19 protein-coding genes are annotated in these 19,856 nt (G+C 66.8%); 14 read left to right on the top strand and 5 right to left on the bottom strand.

Translation table 11 applies throughout. The features are described from left to right. Positions 1 to 7: 7 nt before the first annotated feature. Positions 8 to 892 carry a DUF6685 family protein gene (locus H165_RS0111355; protein ID WP_017939058.1) on the bottom strand — a complete coding sequence of 295 codons (885 nt, stop codon included), beginning with the start codon at positions 890 to 892 and terminating at the stop codon, positions 8 to 10. A 95-nt stretch (positions 893 to 987) separates the two neighbouring features. Between H165_RS0111355 and H165_RS0111350 the strand changes: the two genes are divergently transcribed. After that, a complete protein-coding gene (locus tag H165_RS0111350; protein WP_017939057.1) occupies positions 988 to 1,209 on the top strand; it encodes a DUF2835 domain-containing protein in 222 nt (73 codons plus the stop codon). 76 nt (positions 1,210 to 1,285) lie between these two features. Continuing rightward, positions 1,286 to 2,308, top strand: a complete 1,023-nt coding sequence (locus tag H165_RS0111345) for a quinone-dependent dihydroorotate dehydrogenase (protein WP_017939056.1) — start codon at positions 1,286 to 1,288, stop codon at positions 2,306 to 2,308. 95 nt (positions 2,309 to 2,403) lie between these two features. On the opposite strand, the gene rmf is transcribed toward H165_RS0111345, so the two are convergent. Next, positions 2,404 to 2,622, bottom strand: coding sequence for a ribosome modulation factor (gene rmf, locus H165_RS19185; protein ID WP_081609352.1), 219 nt, complete (start codon positions 2,620 to 2,622; stop codon positions 2,404 to 2,406). Between the two features lie 530 nt (positions 2,623 to 3,152). On the opposite strand from rmf, the gene rlmKL reads away from it, so the two are divergent. Further along, a complete protein-coding gene (gene rlmKL, locus H165_RS0111335; protein WP_017939054.1) occupies positions 3,153 to 5,342 on the top strand; it encodes a bifunctional 23S rRNA (guanine(2069)-N(7))-methyltransferase RlmK/23S rRNA (guanine(2445)-N(2))-methyltransferase RlmL in 2,190 nt (729 codons plus the stop codon). A gap of 17 nt (positions 5,343 to 5,359) precedes the next feature. On the opposite strand, the gene H165_RS0111330 is transcribed toward rlmKL, so the two are convergent. Next, positions 5,360 to 6,184, bottom strand: a complete 825-nt coding sequence (locus H165_RS0111330) for a TatD family hydrolase (RefSeq protein ID WP_017939053.1) — start codon at positions 6,182 to 6,184, stop codon at positions 5,360 to 5,362. Positions 6,185 to 6,398: 214 nt separating this feature from the next. Between H165_RS0111330 and H165_RS0111325 the strand changes: the two genes are divergently transcribed. Then, complete coding sequence (locus H165_RS0111325) at positions 6,399 to 7,823, top strand: MltF family protein (RefSeq protein ID WP_026146566.1); 1,425 nt, start codon at positions 6,399 to 6,401, stop codon at positions 7,821 to 7,823. A 106-nt stretch (positions 7,824 to 7,929) separates the two neighbouring features. After that, on the top strand, positions 7,930 to 8,364 hold the full coding sequence (locus H165_RS0111320; RefSeq protein ID WP_017939051.1) for a DoxX family protein: 435 nt from the start codon (positions 7,930 to 7,932) through the stop codon (positions 8,362 to 8,364). Positions 8,365 to 8,424: 60 nt separating this feature from the next. On the opposite strand, the gene thpR is transcribed toward H165_RS0111320, so the two are convergent. Then, positions 8,425 to 8,946, bottom strand: coding sequence for an RNA 2',3'-cyclic phosphodiesterase (gene thpR / locus H165_RS0111315; protein WP_017939050.1), 522 nt, complete (start codon positions 8,944 to 8,946; stop codon positions 8,425 to 8,427). A 182-nt stretch (positions 8,947 to 9,128) separates the two neighbouring features. Here thpR and H165_RS0111310 point away from each other — a divergent pair, with 182 nt between their 5' ends. The 8 genes from H165_RS0111310 (at position 9,129) to H165_RS0111275 (ending at position 17,605) form a co-directional block, all read left to right on the top strand. Then, complete coding sequence (locus H165_RS0111310; protein ID WP_017939049.1) at positions 9,129 to 9,446, top strand: class I SAM-dependent methyltransferase; 318 nt, start codon at positions 9,129 to 9,131, stop codon at positions 9,444 to 9,446. A 196-nt stretch (positions 9,447 to 9,642) separates the two neighbouring features. Further along, positions 9,643 to 11,004, top strand: coding sequence for a benzoate 1,2-dioxygenase large subunit (gene benA, locus H165_RS0111305; protein ID WP_017939048.1), 1,362 nt, complete (start codon positions 9,643 to 9,645; stop codon positions 11,002 to 11,004). 1 nt (position 11,005) lies between these two features. After that, positions 11,006 to 11,494, top strand: coding sequence for a benzoate 1,2-dioxygenase small subunit (gene benB / locus H165_RS0111300; protein ID WP_017939047.1), 489 nt, complete (start codon positions 11,006 to 11,008; stop codon positions 11,492 to 11,494). Positions 11,495 to 11,593: 99 nt separating this feature from the next. Then, positions 11,594 to 12,607, top strand: coding sequence for a benzoate 1,2-dioxygenase electron transfer component BenC (benC, locus tag H165_RS0111295; protein ID WP_017939046.1), 1,014 nt, complete (start codon positions 11,594 to 11,596; stop codon positions 12,605 to 12,607). A 71-nt stretch (positions 12,608 to 12,678) separates the two neighbouring features. Continuing rightward, the gene (locus H165_RS0111290) at positions 12,679 to 13,455 is read left to right on the top strand and encodes a 1,6-dihydroxycyclohexa-2,4-diene-1-carboxylate dehydrogenase (protein ID WP_017939045.1); all 777 of its coding nucleotides are present in this window, start codon (positions 12,679 to 12,681) and stop codon (positions 13,453 to 13,455) included. A gap of 125 nt (positions 13,456 to 13,580) precedes the next feature. Beyond that, positions 13,581 to 14,921, top strand: coding sequence for an MFS transporter (locus H165_RS0111285; RefSeq protein WP_017939044.1), 1,341 nt, complete (start codon positions 13,581 to 13,583; stop codon positions 14,919 to 14,921). Between the two features lie 94 nt (positions 14,922 to 15,015). Continuing rightward, positions 15,016 to 16,233 carry a benzoate/H(+) symporter BenE family transporter gene (locus H165_RS0111280; RefSeq protein WP_017939043.1) on the top strand — a complete coding sequence of 406 codons (1,218 nt, stop codon included), beginning with the start codon at positions 15,016 to 15,018 and terminating at the stop codon, positions 16,231 to 16,233. A 112-nt stretch (positions 16,234 to 16,345) separates the two neighbouring features. Continuing rightward, positions 16,346 to 17,605, top strand: coding sequence for an OprD family porin (locus H165_RS0111275; RefSeq protein WP_026146564.1), 1,260 nt, complete (start codon positions 16,346 to 16,348; stop codon positions 17,603 to 17,605). A gap of 85 nt (positions 17,606 to 17,690) precedes the next feature. On the opposite strand, the gene H165_RS0111270 is transcribed toward H165_RS0111275, so the two are convergent. Then, the gene (locus H165_RS0111270; RefSeq protein ID WP_017939041.1) at positions 17,691 to 18,563 is read right to left on the bottom strand and encodes a LysR family transcriptional regulator; all 873 of its coding nucleotides are present in this window, start codon (positions 18,561 to 18,563) and stop codon (positions 17,691 to 17,693) included. A 159-nt stretch (positions 18,564 to 18,722) separates the two neighbouring features. Here H165_RS0111270 and H165_RS0111265 point away from each other — a divergent pair, with 159 nt between their 5' ends. After that, positions 18,723 to 19,844: a muconate cycloisomerase family protein gene (locus H165_RS0111265; RefSeq protein ID WP_017939040.1), complete on the top strand. Its 1,122-nt coding sequence runs from the start codon at positions 18,723 to 18,725 to the stop codon at positions 19,842 to 19,844. Positions 19,845 to 19,856 lie beyond the last annotated feature (12 nt).

The raw sequence follows: 19,856 nt of genomic DNA, 5'->3' as shown, positions 1-19,856 counted from the left end.
AGGCGGTTCAGTCGGCGGGTTGAGCGTCCAGCAGGATCTGCAAGTAGGCGGCGAAGTCGCTGGCGCCCGCCCGGCACAGTCCCTCGCCGAAGGCGTTGGCCAGGGCATGCCGGCGGGGCAGGAGAAGGATTTCCGGGGGGCTCTCGTCCTGCAGCGGCAGCCGTGCGTAGGGCAGGGCGTTGTCGAGCAGCAGTCCCATGAAGCCGGGGTCGCTCCAGGCCTGGCCGGGCACCGTCAGCACGTGGTAGTGCTTGCGCAGCTCGGTCACTCCTCTGGCGCTCAGGCGATAGTGCAGCAGTTGGGCCGGCAGACTGTCCTGTAGGCCGCGCAGGCGGGCATAGACGATGGCGCTGGCGAAGGCTGCCTGGTGGTGCTCGCCGGCCCAGAACAGCCGCTCGCCGAGCCAGGCGGCCTGCAGCAGCTGAATGGGTTCGCCGGCCAGGAAGTGGGGGAGGGCGAGGCCGAGAGTACGCAGGAAGTCCTTGTAGCTGATCAGCCGTAGGCTGCGGCAGGCGGCGGTGGCGGCGAAGTCCTCCAGATGCTCGAAGGGCTCGCCCGGCTCGCCGGCCAGGCCGTCGATGCACCGCACTTCCAGGTTGGGCAGCTCGCGGCGTTCCACTTCCACCACCCGTACCAGGTGGGCATGGGCCTCGGCCTTGTCGTCCTGCACCGGACCGGACAGCGCGCCGCGGGGCAGATCTACCAGACGCTGTAGCTGTGGGCCGCTGCGCCACCAGATGCTTTCCTGCACCAGCGGCGGTCCGGGAAACGGCAGGCGCAGGGCAGCGGCGCGCTCCTGCAGCTGGCGCAGCCCCCGGTTGCCCAGGCCCAAGCGCCGGGCGAAGTCGCCGAGGCGGCTTGTCAGGTTAACTGGGGGGTCGGGTAGCGTCATGGGGTACTCCGGAAACGTGCGGCCAGTTTGGCAGAGACGGGCTGGCGCTGCACGATTATGGCACCATGTGATGCCTTGCGAGAGGAAGCCTGCCCATGCCCTGGCTGGAACTGGACATCGCCCTGCCTGCCGATCGCCTGCAGACCGTCTACCGTGGCCAGGCCAACCGCGTGCTGGTGACCAGCCGCGACGGCCGGCGGGTCAGTCTGCCGGCCCACTACCTGCGGCCCTTCGTCGGCCAGGCCGGGGTCTATGGCCGCTTCTTCCTGGAGTTCACCGCCGAGGGCAAACTGCTCAGCCTGCGCCGCCGCGACTGACCATGCGCCTCGCCTGGCCCGCCCCTGCGCGGCTATAATCGCCGGCCATCGTCTGCCTACCGAGCGAAGCCCGCCCATGTATGACCTGGCCCGCAAGCTGCTGTTCCAGCTTTCCCCGGAAATCTCCCACGAGCTGTCCATCGATCTGATCGGCGCCGGTGGCCGTCTCGGCCTCAACCGCCTGCTGTGCAAGGCACCGCGTGCCCTGCCGGTGAACGTCATGGGCCTGGAGTTTCCCAATCCGGTGGGTCTCGCCGCGGGGCTGGACAAGAACGGCGACGCCATCGACGGCTTCGCCCAGCTGGGCTTCGGTTTCATCGAGATCGGCACCGTAACCCCGCGACCGCAGCCCGGCAATCCCAAACCGCGGCTGTTCCGCCTGCCTGAAGCGGAGGCGATCATCAATCGCATGGGCTTCAACAACCTGGGCGTCGACCATCTGCTGGCGCGGGTCAAGGCGGCCAGCTACAAGGGCGTGCTGGGCATCAACATCGGCAAGAACTTCGACACTCCGGTCGAGCATGCGGTGGACGATTACCTGATCGGCCTGGACAAGGTCTATCCGCACGCCAGCTACGTCACCGTCAACGTCAGCTCGCCGAACACCCCGGGACTGCGCAGCCTGCAGTACGGCGACTCGCTCAAACAGCTGCTCGAGGCCCTGCGCCAGCGTCAGGAAGACCTGGCCGTGGAGCACGGCCGGCGCGTGCCCCTGGCGATCAAGATCGCCCCGGACATGACCGACGAGGAAATCGCTCAGGTGGCGGCGGCGCTGGTGGAGGCGGGGATGGATGCGGTGATCGCCACCAACACCACCCTGAGCCGCGACGGCGTCGAGGAACTGCCCCATGGCAATGAGGGCGGCGGCCTGTCCGGTGCGCCGGTGCGCGACAAGAGCACCCACGTCGTCAAGGTGCTAGCCGGCGAGCTGGGCGGACGGCTGCCGATCATCGCCGTGGGCGGCATCACCGAGGGCCGTCACGCGGCGGAGAAGATCGCCGCGGGCGCCAGCCTGGTGCAGATCTATTCGGGGTTCATCTACAAGGGGCCGGCGCTGATCCGCGAGGCGGTGGATGCCATCGGAGCGCTGCAGCGCTGAATACCGGCCGATTAGGAAGGGCTCCCGAAGGAGCCCTGGGCTCTCGCCCGCCGCCCGAGTGGGGCGTGCTTGGGGAGTCTGACGTCGGGATCCTCTTAGCCGACCGCGTTGATTTGATTGAGGCGATGAATTGCTGCCGTGCCTTTCTTCAGGCCGTCCCAGTGGTCGCCACGACCTTCACGCCAACCATTGAGCCAAGCCTGGCGTACGGACGGGAGAGTAAACGGACAGAGATCACGGGACTTGCCATGCAGGCCGAACTGATAACCGCGGACAAAGGCTCTTTCCAAAGGATCACGCTTGAGTCTTCTCATAGGGTGTTGCCCTCTGCTGTTGACTGTTATGTCCTCTCTTCGCCTCAGGGTGAGGCCTGGTAGCAATGGCTCTACCAGTGGGTCGCTGCCGGCGTGGCGACCCATTCATCCCCGTTGCAGGGATGAACTGACCTGATTTCTAACCAAAGCCACCCCGGGTGGGAATGATCGTTTTGTCATAAGCCGGTAATCGGTTCGTGGTGGGGGCGATAAGGCGGAAGTCCGCCACGGCCCCACCTGCACCTCGGGAGTCGGCTATACCGGGGGTAGGGCTCTTCCGACCGTGCCAAGCGCGGCGGCTGGTACCCAGGTATTTCGATGAAGGGTTGCCCTGCGACCTTTTGTCACCGGATGTGTGCGGACCCGGCGACTAGGCCGGGACGGACGGCTGGCGGCGTCTGCCGATGTCGCCGGTCCACGCCCGCTGCGCCGGGCGAGTGGCGCTGTCGCGCCGCGCGGCCACGGAGGGACCGTGGCCGTTCAACCCTAAGGCTCCTGAGAAGGGGCCACGGATGCCCGCGAGGCCTTGCATGTCGGACCACTACGAAGTTTTTCTCACCTGCCCGAAGGGCCTCGAGGCCCTGCTCGCCGAGGAGGCCGCTGGGCTCGGCCTGAAGGAGGCCAGCAGCCAGGTCGCGGCGATCCGCGGCAGTGCCGATCTGGAGACAGCCTACCGACTGTGCCTGTGGTCGCGGCTGGCGAACCGGGTGCTGCTGGTGCTCAAGCGTTTCACCATGAGCAATGCCGAGGAGCTCTACCAGGAAGTGCTGGCGCTGGACTGGAGCGAGCACCTGGCCCCGGGCGGCAGTCTGGCGGTGGAGTTCAGCGGTCGTGGTTCGGGTATCGATAACAGCCACTTCGGCGCCCTCAAGGTAAAGGACGCCATCGTCGACCGCCTGCGCCGCGAAAGCGGCCAGCGTCCGTCGATCGACAAGGTCAACCCGGACCTGCGCATCCACCTGCGCCTGGATCGTGGCGAGGCGGTGCTGTCCCTGGATCTCTCCGGGCACAGCCTGCACCAGCGCGGCTACCGCCTGCAGCAGGGCGCCGCGCCGCTCAAGGAGAACCTCGCCGCGGCCATCCTGATCCGCGCCGGCTGGCCGCGCATCGCCGCCGAGGGCGGGGCTCTGGCCGACCCCATGTGCGGCGTGGGCACCTTCCTGGTCGAGGCCGGGCTGATGGCCGCTGACGTCGCTCCCAACCTGCGCCGTGAGCACTGGGGCTTCAGCAACTGGCTGGGGCACGTCCCGGCGGTGTGGAAGCGCCTGCACGCCGAGGCCGAGGAGCGCGCCGCCGCCGGTCTGGCCAGACCGCCGCTGTGGATCCGTGGCTACGAGGCCGATCCGCGACTGATCCAGCCGGCACGCAACAACATCGAACGGGCCGGGCTCGGCCAGTGGATCCGTGTCTACCAGGGCGAGCTGGCCACCTTCGAGCCGCGTCCGGATAGGGGCCAGACCGGCCTGGTGATCTGCAACCCGCCCTACGGCGAGCGTCTCGGCGACGAGGCCAGTCTGCTGTACCTCTACCAGCACCTCGGCGAGCGCCTGCGCCAGGCCTGCCTGAACTGGGAGGCCGGGGTATTCACCGGGGCTCCCGAGCTGGGCAAGCGCATGGGCATCCGCAGCCACAAGCAGTACGCCTTCTGGAACGGCGCGCTGCCCTGCAAGCTGCTGCTATTCAAGGTCCAGCCCCAGCAGTTCGTCACCGGCGAGCGGCGCGTGGCGGAGGCGCAGAACGGCCAGCACGAGCGGCCGCGAGCGATGGAACCGGCGCGCCTCTCCGAAGGCGGGCAGATGTTCGCCAACCGCCTGCAGAAGAACCTCAGGAGTCTCGGCAAATGGGCGCGCCGCGAGGGGGTGGAGTGCTACCGCCTGTACGACGCCGACATGCCGGAGTACGCCTTGGCTGTGGACCTGTACCGCGACTGGGTGCACGTCCAGGAATACGCGCCACCACGTTCGGTGGATCCGGAGAAGGCCCAGGCGCGCCTGCTGGATGCCCTGGCGGCGATTCCCCAGGCGCTCGGCGTGGACCCGGCCAGAGTGGTGATCAAGCGCCGCGAGCGGCAGACCGGCACCCGCCAGTATCAGCGCCAGGGCAGCGAAGGGCGCTTCATGGAGGTCACCGAGGGTGGGGTCAAGCTGCTGGTCAACCTCACCGACTACCTGGACACCGGGCTGTTCCTCGACCACCGGCCGATGCGCCTGCGCATCCAGCGTGAGGCGGCCGGCAAGCGCTTCCTCAACCTGTTCTGCTACACCGCCACGGCCACCGTGCACGCCGCCAAGGGTGGGGCGCGCAGCACCACCAGCGTCGACCTGTCGAAGACCTACCTGGAGTGGGCGCGGCGCAACCTGGCGTTGAATGGCTTCTCCGACAAGCAGCGTCTGGAGCAGGGTGACGTGATGGACTGGCTGGAGGCCGACCGCGGCGAGTACGACCTGATCTTCATCGACCCGCCGACCTTCTCCAACTCCAAGCGCATGGAGGGGGTGTTCGACGTGCAGCGCGACCAGGTGAGGCTGATCGACATGGCTATGGCGCGCTTGGCTAAAGGCGGGGTGCTGTACTTCTCCAACAACTTCCGCAAGTTCCAGCTCGACGAGGGACTGGCGGCGCGCTACCAGGTGGAGGAGATCAGCGCTCAGACCCTAGACCCGGATTTCGCCCGCAATCCGAAGATCCACCGCGCCTGGCGTATCACCGCCAAGGCCTGAACAGGACCCGGGAGCGCCTAGTGCTCCCGTTCCTCCGCGCTTTCCTCGATTGCCGGCAGGCCGAAGAAGGCCCGTGCGCAGGCGGTGGTGTGCGCAGCCAGTTGCTCCAGGGTTTCGCCGCGGTGGCGGGCGACCTCGGCGAGCACCTCGGTGAGGAAGGCCGGCTCGTTGTGCCGCGGCCGCGGCCGCAGAGTGCGCGGCAGCAGGTAGGGCGCGTCGCTTTCCAGCATCAGCCGGCCCTTGGGGATGTCGCGCATCAGTGGATGCAGGTGGGTGCCACGGCGCTCGTCGCAGATCCAGCCGGTGATACCGATGTGCAGGTCCATGTCCAGGTAACCATAGAGCGCACGGCGGTCGGCGGTGAAGCAGTGCACCACGGCGGCCGGCAGGTGGTCGCGGAAGTCGCGGAGTATCTCGCGTAGGCGCTGGTCGGCCTCGCGCTCGTGGAGGAACACCGGCAGTTGCAGCTCGGCGGCCAGGGTCAGCTGGGCCTCCAGGGCCTTCTCTTGGGCAGGGCGAGGCGAGAAGTCGCGGTTGAAGTCCAGGCCGCATTCGCCGACCGCGCGGACTTCCGGTTCGCCCAGCAGGTCGCGCAGCTCGGCGGCGCTGGCGCTGGTCCAGCCACTGGCCTCGTGGGGATGTACGCCAGCGGTGCAGAACAGCCGGCGGCCACTGTCGTCCAGGCGCCGGCACAGGGCCAGGCTCTCGGCGCTCACCGCCAGGCTGGTGCCGGTCAGCACCAGCTGGCAGACGCCGGCCCGGTAGGCGCGCTCGAGCACCGCCTCGAGCTGGCTGGCGAAGCTGTCATGGGTCAGATTGACGCCGATATCGATGAGTTGCATGGTGATCCTCGCTGCGGGGCGGGCAGCATAGCAGAAGGATATCTTCCTGAATAAACCTAATAAAAATCATGAAGTTGTATTTATCTTTTGAAGTCGATTATCGGATCTGGGTGGCATCCGGCGGCCAGCTGTGCGAATCTCCGCGACCCAGTACGGGAACCATTACGAGGCGCGCTACTCTCAGTCGCCTGGCCGATCCACCTGTGGAGACTCGATGACGCGACTGCCATTGATCCTGCTCGTCTGCCTGCTGGCCTGGCTGCCGCCGCAGGCGAGCGCCAGGCTGATGGGGCCGCCGGAGAGCTGGCAGTTGCCGGGTGGCGGCCGCGACCTGGCGCAGATCCGCAGCAGCGGCCAGCTGCGCGTGCTGATCAACCAGAGCCGCAACAGCTCCGGCGAGGTGAAGGGGCAGAGCATAGGCGTCGAGCATCATCGCCTGCAGGCCTTCCTCCAATACCTCAACCGCAATGCCCGTAGCGGGCGCAACATTGAACTCAAGCTCATCCCCAGGCCCAAGGACCAATTGCTCGGCGCCCTGCTGCGCGGCGAGGGCGACCTGGTGGCGCCCGGGGAGATGTTGGAGGTGCGCCAAGGGCAGCCTGTAGTGGCCACCGAACCCTTTCGCAGCCAGGTGCCTCTGGTGGTGGTCAGCCGCCAGGGCAACCGCCGCTACCGGAACCTCGAGCAACTGGCCGGGCGCAGCCTGTTGCTGCCTGCCGGCAGCGCAGTGAGTGGTGCCCTGAAGGCGGTCAATCGCCGGCTTGCTGAACGCAACCTGGAGCCGCTGGCCATCGAGTGGGTGGATTCCAGCCTGGCGGTGGAGGACGTGCTGGAGATGGTCCAGGCGGGGATCTTCCCACGTACCGCGGTGGAGCAGCCGATCGCCGAGCGCTGGGCCAAGGTGATGCCCAAGCTGCGCATCGACCGCCACCTGGTGCTCTCCAGCGACGGTGACATTAGCTGGTTCGTGCGCCGCGACGCGCCCATGTTGCACGCCAGCGTCGATCGCTTCGCCAGGACCTACCACGACCCGGAGAACCTCGATGCCGACTTCCAGCGCGTCTACCGGCGCCTCTACCGGGTGCACAGCCCGCTCGGTCGCCAGGATCTGCAGCGCCTGGAGAAGGTCCGTCCGGTGCTGCAGAAGCACGCCGAGCAGACCGGCCTGGACTGGCTGATGCTGGCCGCCCTGGCCTTCAAGGAATCCACCCTGAATCCCGCGGCGCGCGGGGCCGGCGGCGCCACCGGGCTGATGCAGATCACCCCGGCGGCGGCACGCAGCGTCGGGGTGGGCAACGTGCAACTGCTGGACAACAACGTGCTGGCCGGCAGTCGCTACCTGGCGAAGATCCGCCGCACCTACTTCAGCAGCCCGCAGATCAACGACCGCGAGCGCATGGCCTTCACCCTGGCTGCCTACAACCTCGGCCCGGAGCGGGTCCAGGCCCTGCGCGCCGAAGCGCGACGGCGCGGCCTGAACGGCAATCAGTGGTTCTTCCAGGTGGAGCGGGTGGCCATGGAGCAGCTGGGCATGGGGGTGGTCAGCTACGTCGGGGCGGTGAACAAGTACTACCTGGCCTACGATCGAGAAAGGGACTGGCTGGAGCCGCGTGGCAAGGGCGCAGTCAGTCAGCGCTAATATTCAATATTTAGATATTATTTGTGGGGTTTTCCGCTTTAAATATCGAAATATATGGATATTCTGGTCTCCGTCACCACCCTTACCCCAAAAGGAGCCAGGCATCATGAACGACACTCTCAAGGCCCTGTTCACCACCCGCGCCGGCTACGGCATCACCCTGCTGCGCGTGGTCACCGGGCTGACCTTCGCCTCCCACGGCGCTCAGAAGCTGTTCGGTTGGTTCGGCGGCTACGGTCTGGCCGGTACCGGCCAGTGGATGGAAAGCGTCGGCCTCGCCCCGGGCTACCTGATGGCCTTGCTGGCCGGCAGCGCCGAGTTCTTCGGTGGCCTGGCCCTGTTGATCGGCCTGCTGGTGCGGCCGGCGGCGTTTGCTCTGGCGATCGCCATGCTGGTGGCGGTGTTCAGCGTGCACTGGACCAACGGTTTCTTCATCACCGCCAACGGCTTCGAGTACGCCATGATCCTGGCCCTGATCAGCCTGGTGCTGCTGATCGAGGGGGCTGGCCGGCTGTCCCTGGATCGGCGCTTCGCCGGCTGATCCGAGCGAGGAATGCGAAAGCCCGCTTCGGCGGGCTTTCGTCGTGCCTGGCACAGGCGCTCAGGGGCACAGCGGCCAGTGGGCGAGACTGCGGTAGCGGGTGCCTTCCCGGTCACTCTCGGAGAGGTACAGGGCGAAGCGCTCTGCCTGCCAGCGGAAGTCCGGCCGGACGGTGCCGGATGGTGGGGAACTGTGTCGGGCCAGGGTCAGGTGCGGGCGGAAGGTCCGGCTCTCCAGCTCGTAGCCGGCCTGTAGCAGGCGTTCGCGCAGGCTGCATTCCAAATCCAGCAGGGCCTCGGGTGGCCGGCTGGGGAACAGGTGCAGCAGGCCGGCGCTCCAGTGACCGAGGCGATCCAGGTGCAGCTCGAAGGCCTGGCCGCGGATGCTGGCGGCGATGGCCTTTAGTTCGTCCAGGCGGCTGCGTGGCTGGGCGCCGAGGAAAACCAGGGTGAGGTGCAGGTTCTCCGCCGCGACCGCCTTGCCGGGCAGCTGCAGGCGGTCGCGCCAGGCAGCCACGGCGTGGGCGACGGGCGCGGGACAGGGCAGGGCGAAGAACAGGCGTAGCGGTTCCGATGTGCTCATTCGGGGATTTCGGTCGTCTTGACAGGGTCGGCGGAGGTTCTCAGAATGCCGCCTTCGCGCCGATTTAAACAGCTACTTGCGGGGCGCGTGGTCTTCTAGGCCTTCCAAATACTGCTAAAGCGCTGGTCCGGTGTCGCCTCTCACCGCACTCCAGCGGGACCCACGAGGCGGAGATTCCAATCATGTCTCATCCCCAACCTCTGGTTCGCCTGGCGCCGATCACGAGCGGCCTGCCGCTGCGCAATCCACGCGTGCTGCTTGCCGGCTCCCACCAGCCGACCCTGCTGCGTTACCTGGAAGGCTGGCCGAAGCGCTGGCGCCGCCCCCATACCCTGCGCATCCAGTTCGTTCAGGACGGCGAGTCGCTGGAGCGCTTCGCCGACGACAGCTTTGACCTGGCGGTGGTCCAGGCGCCGTCCGCCGAGCAGTTGCCCGAGCTGGTCCGCCAACTGACCCGCGTGGCCCGCCAGGGGCTGATCACCCGCCGTCTGGCGCGCTGATCCCCGCGCCTAGAATCCGGATTCCCTTCTGTGGCTGGCGGCCCGGGGCTGCCGGCCGGCCTGTGCCTGCCGTTTTTGGCGGCCGCTGGACAGCCTTTGCAAAAAACGGATAGCGCTCTGCAAAAAGCGGATATTGGCCCTTTTCCCCTCTCTCTAGTCTGTGCCGGCCTGAACAATAACAACGGAGGCCCCGGCCATGTCCCTGGGATTCGATTACCTGAACTCGCTGCTTGAAGAGGACAAGGAGAAGGGTATCTACCGCTGCAAACGGGAGATGTTCACCGACCCTCGCTTGTTCGAACTGGAAATGAAATACATCTTCGAGGGCAACTGGATCTACCTTGCCCACGAGAGCCAGATTCCCAACAAGAATGACTACTACACCACCACCATGGGGCGCCAGCCGATCTTCATCGCGCGCAACAAGGATGGTGAGCTGAACGCTTTCATCAACGCCTGCAGTCATCGTGGCGCCATGCTCTGCCGCTTCAAGCGCGGCAACAAGGCCACCTATACCTGTTCGTTCCATGGCTGGACCTTCAACAACAACGGCAAGCTGTTGAAGGTCAAGGATCCGGTGGATGCCGGCTATCCGGACAGCTTCAACTGCAACGGCTCCCATGACCTGAAGAAGGTGCCGCGCTTCGAGTCCTACCGTGGCTTCCTGTTCGGCAGCCTGAACCCGGACGTCGCTCCGCTGGAGGAGTTCCTCGGCGAGTCGAAGAAGATCATCGACATGATCTGCGACCAGTCGCCGGAAGGCCTGGAGGTCCTGCGCGGCTCCAGCACCTATGTCTACGAGGGCAACTGGAAGCTGCAGGCCGAGAACGGTGCCGATGGCTACCACGTCACCGCCGTGCACTGGAACTACGCCGCTACCCAGCAGCAGCGCAAGCTCAAGGACGCCGGTGATGACATCCGCGCCATGAGCGCCGGCGGCTGGGGCAAGAAAGGCGGTGGCTTCTATTCCTTCGAGAACGGCCATCTGCTGCTCTGGACCCGCTGGGACAACCCGGAGGACCGCCCGCTGTACGCACGTCGCGACGAGCTGGTCGCCGAGTTCGGTCAGGCCCGCGCCGACTGGATGATCGGCCACTCGCGCAACCTCTGCCTGTACCCGAACCTGTACCTGATGGACCAGTTCGGCTCCCAGCTGCGCATCGCCCGCCCGCTGTCCGTGGACCGCACCGAGGTAACCATCTACTGCATCGCGCCCAAGGGCGAGAGCCCCGAGGCCCGTGCCCGGCGCATCCGCCAGTACGAGGACTTCTTCAACGTCTCCGGCATGGCAACCCCGGACGACCTGGAAGAGTTCCGCGCCTGCCAGATGGGCTTCCAGGGCCGCGCCATGGAATGGAACGACATGTCCCGTGGCGCCAAGCACTGGGTCGAAGGCCCTGACGAGGCGGCCAAGGAGATCGACCTCAAGCCGCTGCTCTCCGGCGTGCGCACCGAGGACGAGGGCCTGTTCGTGCTCCAGCACCGCTACTGGCAGCAGGAAATGATCAAGGCGTTCCGCAAGGAACAGGAGCGGATGATCCAAGTGGAGGGTGCCTGAGATGAGCCTGAGCTACGACGCCGTGCGTGACTTCCTGTATCGCGAGGCACGCTACCTGGACGACAAGCAGTGGGACGAGTGGCTGGAGATGTACGCCCCCGACGCCACCTTCTGGATGCCCTCCTGGGATGACGACGACAAGCTGGTGGAGAACCCCCAGACCGACATCTCGCTGATCTGGTACGGCAGCCGCAGCGGTCTCGAGGACCGGGTGTTCCGCATCCGCACCGAGCGCTCCAGCGCGACCATTCCGGATACCCGGACGTCGCACAACATCAACAACATCGAGATCGTCGAGCAGGGCGATGACTACTGCAAGGTGCGCTTCAACTGGCACACCATGAGCTATCGCTACAAGACCGTCGACCATTTCTACGGCACCAGCTTCTACACCCTGGATACCCGGGGGGCGAATCCGCTGATCAAGTACAAGAAGGTGGTGCTGAAGAACGACTACGTCCGTCAGATGATCGACGTCTACCACGTCTGAACCCAGGTCCCGGGGCGCTGGCCCGGACCTGCGGCGGGGGAGCCGCCATGGGTTCGGCTGCGCCATCGCGCCCCGGCCGTTGCTAGAGCGAGGTGCGCCATGTCGCACAAGATTGCACTGAATTTCGAAGACGGGGTCACCCGCTTCATCGACATCAATGCCGGCGAGACCGTCGCCGACGCCGCCTATCGCCAGGGCGTGAACATTCCGCTGGACTGCCGCGACGGCGCCTGCGGCGCCTGCAAGTGCTTCGCCGAGGCGGGGCGCTACGACCTTGGCGACAACTATATCGAGGACGCCCTGAGCGAGGACGAGGCGCAGCAGGGCTACGTGCTCACCTGCCAGATGCGTGTGGAGAGCGACTGCGTGATCCGCGTACCGGCCTCCTCGGAAGTCTGCAAGACCCAGCAGGGCGTCTATGAGGCCACCATCAGCGGAGTGCACAAGCTCTCCGACAGCACCATCGCCCTGTCCATCAAGGGCGAGTCGCTGTCTCGCCTGGCCTTCCTGCCCGGGCAGTACGTCAACCTCCGGGTGCCGGGCAGCGACCAGACTCGCGCCTATTCGTTCAGCTCCCTGCCGCGCGACGGCGAGGTCAGCTTCCTGATCCGCAACGTGCCGGGTGGTCTGATGAGTACCTTCCTGACCAGCCTGGCCAAGGCCGGCGACAGCATGACCCTGAGCGGTCCCCTGGGCAGCTTCTACCTGCGCGAGATCAAGCGCCCGCTGCTGCTGCTGGCCGGCGGCACCGGTCTGGCTCCCTTCACCGCGATGCTTGAGAAGATCGCCGAGGAGGGCAGTGCCTACCCGTTGCACCTGATCTACGGGGTGACCAACGACCTCGATCTGGTGGGGCTGGATCGCCTGGAGGAGTTCACCCGGCGCATTCCCAACTTCACCTTCAGCGCCTGCGTGGCCAACCCGGAAAGCAGCTACCCGCGCAAGGGCTACGTCACCCAGCACATTGAGCCCAAGCATCTCAACGAGGGTGACGTGGACGTCTATCTGTGCGGCCCGCCGCCCATGGTCGAGGCGGTCAGCCAGTACATCCGCGAACAGGGCATCCAGCCGGCGAACTTCTACTACGAGAAGTTCGCCGCCAGCGCGGCCTGAGGCCTCGAGTTCCACTCGAATGTTCCCTCAACTCGGGCCGCCCCGGGCGGCCCTCCTTTTTTGAGGTCGAGATGAAGATGAGATTTGCCGATAAAGTCGCGCTGGTCACCGGCGCAGCCCAGGGCATCGGCCGCCGGGTCGCCGAACGCCTGGTGGAAGAGGGCGCCAAGGTGGTGGCGGTGGACCGCTCCGAGTTGGTCTTCGAGCTGCAGGACGAGCTGGGCAGGGAGGGCGCGCTGCTGGCCCTGACCGCCGACCTGGAGCAGTACGCCGACTGCCAGCGGGCCATGGCCCGAGCCGTGGAACACTTCGGCCGCCTAGACGTGCTGATCAACAACGTCGGCGGGACCATCTGGGCCAAGCCCTACGAGCACTACCGCGAGCCGGAAATCGAGGCCGAGGTGCGTCGCTCGCTGTTCCCCACCCTGTGGTGCTGCCATGCCGCGCTGCCATACATGCTGGAGCAAGGCGGCGGGGCCATCGTCAACGTTTCCTCCGTCGCCACCCGCGGCATCAACCGGGTGCCCTATGGCGCGGCCAAGGGCGGCGTCAATGCGCTCACTGCCTGCCTGGCCTTCGAGAACGCCCAGCGCGGCATCCGCGTCAACGCCACCGCGCCGGGCGGTACCGAGGCGCCGCCGCGGCGCATTCCGCGCAACCCCAATGAGCAGAGCGAACAGGAGAAGGTCTGGTACCAGCAGATCGTCGACCAGACCGTCGACAGCAGCCTGATGAAGCGCTACGGCACCATCGACGAACAGGTCGGCGCCATTCTCTTCCTGGCTTCCGACGAGGCCTCCTACATCACCGGCGTGACCCTGCCGGTGGGGGGCGGTGACCTGGGCTGATCCTCTGACTGCCTTCACCCCGCCCGAGCCCTGTGCGTCGTCTCTCGGGCGGGCTCCCCAAGTCTGCGAACTCCAGGCATCCCGCGCCAGCGGGACCCGTACAACAACAACAAGAGGTGCTTGCCATGCGACAAATCGACGTACATGAAGTCATCGACAACGCGCGCTTCAGCGGCTTTCACTGGATAGTGATGCTCCTGTGCGCACTGCTGCTCGTCTTCGACGGCTACGACCTGTTCATCTACGGCGTGGTCCTCCCGGTGATCATGAAGGAGTGGAACATGAGCCCGCTGGAGGCTGGCGCCCTGGGCAGCTATGCCCTGTTCGGCATGATGTTCGGTGCCCTGGTGTTCGGCAGCCTGGCCGACCGTATCGGCCGCAAGAAGGGCATCGCCCTGTGCTTCCTACTGTTCAGCGGGGCGACCATAGTCAACGGTTTCACCAGCAACCCTACCGAGTTCGGCATCTGCCGCTTCCTCGCCGGTCTCGGCTGCGGCGGGCTGATGCCCAACGCGGTGGCGCTGATGAACGAGTATGCGCCCAAGCGCCTGCGCAGCACCCTGGTGGCGGTGATGTTCAGCGGCTACTCCCTGGGCGGCATGCTGTCCGCCGGGGTAGGCATCTATATGCTGCCGCGCTTCGGCTGGGAAGCGATGTTCTTCGCCGCCGCCGTGCCGCTGCTGCTGTTGCCGGTGATCCTCTGCTTCCTGCCGGAGTCCGTGGGCTTCTTGGTGCGTCAAGGCCGCATTGCCCAGGCCCGCGGACTGCTGCAGCGGGTCGCGCCGCAGCTGGCGATCGGCGCTGACGACCGATTGGAAGCCGCCGACGCCCAGGGCCACGGCGTTTCGGTGCTGGAGCTGTTCCGCGGCGGACTGGCGGTGCGCACCCTGGCCCTCTGGGTGGCCTTCTTCTGCTGCCTGCTGATGGTCTATGCGCTGAGCTCCTGGCTGCCGAAGCTGATGGCCAACGCCGGCTACAGCCTGGGGTCCAGCCTGTCCTTCCTGCTCGCCCTGAACTTCGGCGGGATGTTCGGCGCCATCTTCGGCGGCTGGCTGGGCGACCGCTTCGGCCTGACCAGGGTGAAAGTGGCCTTCTTCGCCGCCGCCGCCATCTCGATCGGTCTGCTCGGCTTCAACAGCCCGGCGCCGCTGCTCTACCTGCTGATCTTCGTCGCCGGCGCCACCACCATCGGCACCCAGATCCTGCTCTACGCCGGCGCCGCTCAGCTGTACGGCCTATCGATCCGCTCCACCGGTCTCGGCTGGGCCTCGGGCATCGGCCGCAATGGCGCCATCGTTGGCCCGCTGCTGGGTGGTGCGCTGATGGGCATCGAGCTGCCGCTGCAACTCAACTTCCTGGCCTTCGCGTTGCCCGGGCTGATCGCCGCCCTGGCCATGCTGCTGTTCGTCATCAGCAGCAAGCGCAGCGCCCCGGCGACCGCCAGCCTGGCCACTGCCCAGGTCTGAGCGGGCGGGGAGGCGCCGGATTTTTCAGGCGCCCCAAGAATAAACAGCAAAGGTGCGCCGGCTGCTGCCGGCCGGCAGCGCCCCGGGAGATTCCATGAAAGCCTTGCTCCGCGATAGCTCCCTTTCTGCTCTGATCGCCGGAATGGTCGCTACGCTGATTTCCTATGCCGGTCCGCTGGTGATCGTCTTCCAAGCGGCGGACAGCGCCGGCCTGTCCCACGAGCTGCTGTCCTCCTGGGTCTGGGCCATTTCCATCGGCAGCGCCCTGCTGGGCATGCTGCTCAGCCTGCGCTATCGGGTGCCGGTGGTAATCGCCTGGTCGATACCCGGCTCGGCGCTGCTGGTCTCCCTGCTCCCCGAAGTGGGGCTGAACCAGGCGGTGGGCGCCTACCTGGTGGCCAGCCTGGTCCTCCTGGCGATCGGCCTGAGCGGCGCCTTCGACCGCCTCATCGCGCGTCTGCCTGGATCCATCGCGGCGGGTATGCAGGCCGGCATCCTGTTCAGTTTCGGCGTCCGGGTGTTCCAGTCGCTGCCGGCCCAGCCGCTGATGGTGCTGGCGATGTTCGTTGTCTACGTCGCCATGCGCCGGCTGCTGCCGCGCTATGCGGTGATGGCGGTGCTGCTGGCGGGCCTGGCGGTGACCCTGGGGAGCGGAGGATTCCGCAGCGAGGCGCTGGTCTTCGAGCTGGCCAGCCCGCAGTGGATCACTCCCGAGTTCAGCCTGGCAGCCAGCCTCAACCTGGCTCTGCCGCTGGTTCTGGTGGCGCTCACCGGGCAGTTCATGCCGGGCATGGCGGTGCTGCGCAGCGCCGGCTACCAGACCCCGGCCAGCCCCATCGTCAGCGCCAGCGCCTTGGGTAGCGCGCTGCTGGCCCCCTTCGGCTGCCACGGCCTGAACCTGGCGGCGGTCACCGCCAGCCTGTGCACCAGCCGCGAAGCCCACGAGGACCCGCAGCGCCGCTATGTGGCGGCGCTTTCCGGAAGCCTGCTGTATCTGATCTTCGGCATCGCCGGCGCCACCCTGGTGTCGCTGTTCGCCGCCTTCCCCGGCGAGCTGGTCGCCGTGCTCGCCGGCCTGGCGCTGTTCGGCGCCATCAGCGAGGCGCTGAGCCGCAGCGTGGCCCAGCCGGGCGAGCGCGATGCCGGACTCTTCACCTTCCTGGTCACCGCCTCCGGGGTGTCCTTCCTGGGGCTCTCCGCGGCCTTCTGGGGGCTGGTGTTCGGGCTCGCTGTCCATGCCCTGCTGCATGCGCGCCTGCCTCGGCCGGCCGCGCAGGGATGGGCGGCGGCCAAGGAAGATCCCAGCAAGTAGCCGAGCCTCCTCTCTGCGCAAGCGGAGAGCTTCCACTCCCGACGGGTATCGCGGCGCCACCGAGGTGCGCCGTCGGGGGCTTTTTTATCCCGATAACAACAAGAGCGATGTGATGAAAAAGAAACCTTGTGTGTTGCTTCCCGTCGGGCTGACCGCCGGTCTAGCCCAGTTTCCGGCCCTCGCCAGGGAAGGCCTAATCGAGGGCGCCAGCGCCACCCTGCAGGCCCGTACCTACTACTTCAGCCGCGACTATTCGGACATCGTCGGCGCCGGCCAGCAGTCCAAGGCCGAGGAGTGGGCCCAGGGGTTCATCCTCAACTTCAAGTCCGGCTATACGCCAGGCCCCCTGGGCTTCGGCGTGGATGCCCTGGGCCTGCTGGGCATCAAGCTGGACAGCAGCCCGGAACGGGGCAACAGTGGCCTGTTGCCGGTGCAGGACGATGGCCGCGCCGCCGACGAATACAGCCGCCTGGGGCTGACCCTGAAGGCCCGCCTGTCGAAGACCGAGCTGAGAGTGGGGGAGCTGCAGCCCAACCTGCCGGTACTGACCTTCAGCGACATCCGCCTGCTGCCGCCCAGCTACCAGGGCCTGGGCATCACTTCCGGGGAAATTGACGGCCTGAGCCTGCAGGCCGGGCATCTCACTTCCACCAGCCTGCGCAACGAGGCAGGCGACGACCGCATGCTGGCCATGCTCGGCCACCTGCCGCAACGTCAGGCCAGCAGCGACGCCTTCAACTACGTCGGCGGCGATTACCAGTTCAACGCCGGGCGCAGCTCTCTGAGCCTCTGGTACGGCCAGCTGGAGGATATCTACGCCCAGGGCTTCGTCGGCCTCAAGCACAGTCAGGCTCTGGGCGACTGGCTGCTCGGTGCCAACCTGGGCTACTACAGCGCTAGGGAGGATGGCCAGGAGCGTCTCGGCGAGATCGATAACCGGGCCTTCTTCACGCTGCTCTCGGCCCGCCGCGGTGGGCACGCCTTCCATCTGGGCTACCAGGGCATCTACGGCGACCAGGCCTTCCCGCGGGTGTTCGCCAACATCACCCCGCTGGGCAACGAGGTGCCCACCTTCGAATTCGCCTCGGCCGACGAGCGCTCCTGGCAGGTCCGCTACGACTACGACTTCGCCGCTCTGGGGCTGCCCGGACTGAGCAGCACGCTGCGCTACATCCGCGGCGACAACGTGGATACCGGTCTGGGCTACGAGGGCAGGGACCGCGAGCGTGACCTGGACATCGCCTACGTGGTGCAGAGCGGCGCCCTGCGCGGTCTGGGCATCCGCCTGCGCAACGTCGCCGCGCGTTCCAACTACCGCAGCGACATCGACGAGAACCGCCTGATCCTCAGCTACACCTGGAGTCTGTTCTGAGATGGACGGCCGTCGCGGGGCGTTTCCGCCGCACTGTCTGGCGCTGCCCGGCAGTGCGGCGGAAGTTGTGGCGCTGAGCCCCTGGCTAGCGCCGCGCCTGGTCGATCAGTTCCAGGCAGCGCTGCACCAGGGCGCTGACGTCGCCGCGGCGGCGGCTGAGGATGATCGGCGATACCGCCTCGGCTTCGACCACCCGCGTGTAGCCGATGTCCGAGCGGTGCTGCTGCTGCACCGAGGCCGGCACCAGGGCCACGCCGAGGCCGGCGGCGACCAGGCCGATGGCGGTCTGCAGCTCGTTGGCCCACTGCGCCACACGGATGCTCAGACCACGGTTGGCGAACAGCGCCAGCACGTGATCGGCGTAGCTGGGCCGCGGGTTGGCCGGGTAGAGCACGAAGGGCTCGGCGGACAGCCGCTCCAGCTCCACCGGCTGGCCGAGCAGCGGATGGCCGGCGGGCAGGGCGGCCACCAGCGGGTCCTCGCTGAGCACCTGCTGATGGATCGCCGGGTCCTCGATGCGGATGCGCCCGAAGCCGATGTCGATGCGCCCGCTTTTCAGCGCTTCCACCTGCTGCAGGGTGGTCATCTCCTGCAGCCCCAGTTCCAGCTCGTTGTCCCGGCGCAGCTGGCGGATCAGCTCGGGCAGCACGTCGTAGAGGGTCGAAGGAGCGAAGCCGATGCCCAGCCACTGGCGCTGGCCGAGGCCGATGCGCCTGGTGTTCTCGCAGATGTTCTTCAGCTGCTCCAGCAGGGTGCCGCTCTGCTCGTAGAAGAAGCGCCCGGCCTCGGTCAGGCGCAGTGGCCGGCCGCGTTCCAGCAGGGGCACTCCGAGAAGCTCCTCGAGCTGTTGGATCTGCCGGCTCAGGGGCGGCTGGGCGATGTGCAGGCGCTCCGCGGCGCGGGTGAAGTTGAGGGTTTCCGCGACCACCTTGAAGTAGCGCAGGTGCCTGAGCTCCATGATACCTCCAGGGTATGGAATGAGAGTTCATCGATATTGGACTGCAGCAGCTCGGAAAGGCAATCCTTTTCACGCACAAACAAGACCTGGCAGGTATCGGTTCGCTGCCAGCGGAACGAACACTGCCACAACAGCCCTTGCGTGATAACGGAACCTGAAATGAGCCAAGCTCTGATCGAACGCCTGGAAGCGATCATCGTCGACCTGCCGACTATTCGCCCGCACAAGCTGGCGATGCACACCATGCAGAAGCAGACCCTGGTGATCGTGCGCATCCGCTGCTCCGACGGCATCGAAGGCATCGGCGAAGCCACCACCATCGGTGGCCTGGCCTACGGCAACGAGAGCCCGGAAAGCATCAAGGCCAACCTGGACGCTCACTTCGCGCCCCTGCTGGTCGGCCAGGATGCCAGCAACATCAACGCCCTGATGATCCGCCTGGACAAGGCCATCAAGGGCAACACCTTCGCCCGCTCCGGGGTGGAAAGCGCGCTGCTCGACGCCCAGGGCAAGCGCCTCGGCCTGCCGGTCAGCGAGCTGCTCGGCGGCCGCGTGCGCGACAGCCTGGAAGTGGCCTGGACCCTGGCCAGCGGCGACACCGCGCGGGACATAGCCGAAGCCGAGCAGATGCTCGAAGCGCGCCGGCACCGGATCTTCAAGCTGAAGATCGGCGCCAACCCCCTGGAGCAGGATCTGCGCCACGTGGTGGCGATCAAGAAGGCCCTGGGCGACCGCGCCAGCGTACGGGTCGACGTCAACCAGTACTGGGACGAATCCCAGGCCATCCGTGGCTGCCAGGTGCTCGGCGAGAACGGCATCGATCTGATCGAGCAGCCCATTTCGCGCATCAACCGCGCCGGACAGATCCGCCTGAACCTGCGCAGTCCGGCACCGATCATGGCCGACGAATCCATCGAGAGCGTCGAGGACGCCTTCAGCCTGGCCGCCGACGGCGCCGCCAGCGTGTTCGCCCTGAAAATCGCCAAGAACGGCGGCCCGCGTGCCGTGCTGCGCACCGCGCAGATCGCCGAGGCGGCGGGCATCGCCCTGTACGGCGGCACCATGCTGGAGGGCAGCGTCGGCACCCTGGCCTCCGCCCATGCCTTCATCACCCTGAAGCAGCTGACCTGGGCCACCGAGCTGTTCGGCCCGCTGCTGCTCACCGAGGAAATCGTTACCGAGCCGCTGCAGTACCGTGACTTCCAGCTGCACGTGCCGCGCACCCCCGGCCTCGGCCTGACTTTGGACGAGGAGCGCCTGGCGCGCTTCGCCCGCCGTTAAGAGGAAGAAATC

Source organism: Pseudomonas thermotolerans DSM 14292 (assembly GCF_000364625.1).
Taxonomy (GTDB): domain Bacteria; phylum Pseudomonadota; class Gammaproteobacteria; order Pseudomonadales; family Pseudomonadaceae; genus Aquipseudomonas; species Aquipseudomonas thermotolerans.
This window is presented reverse-complemented; position numbering and strand designations above follow the sequence as displayed.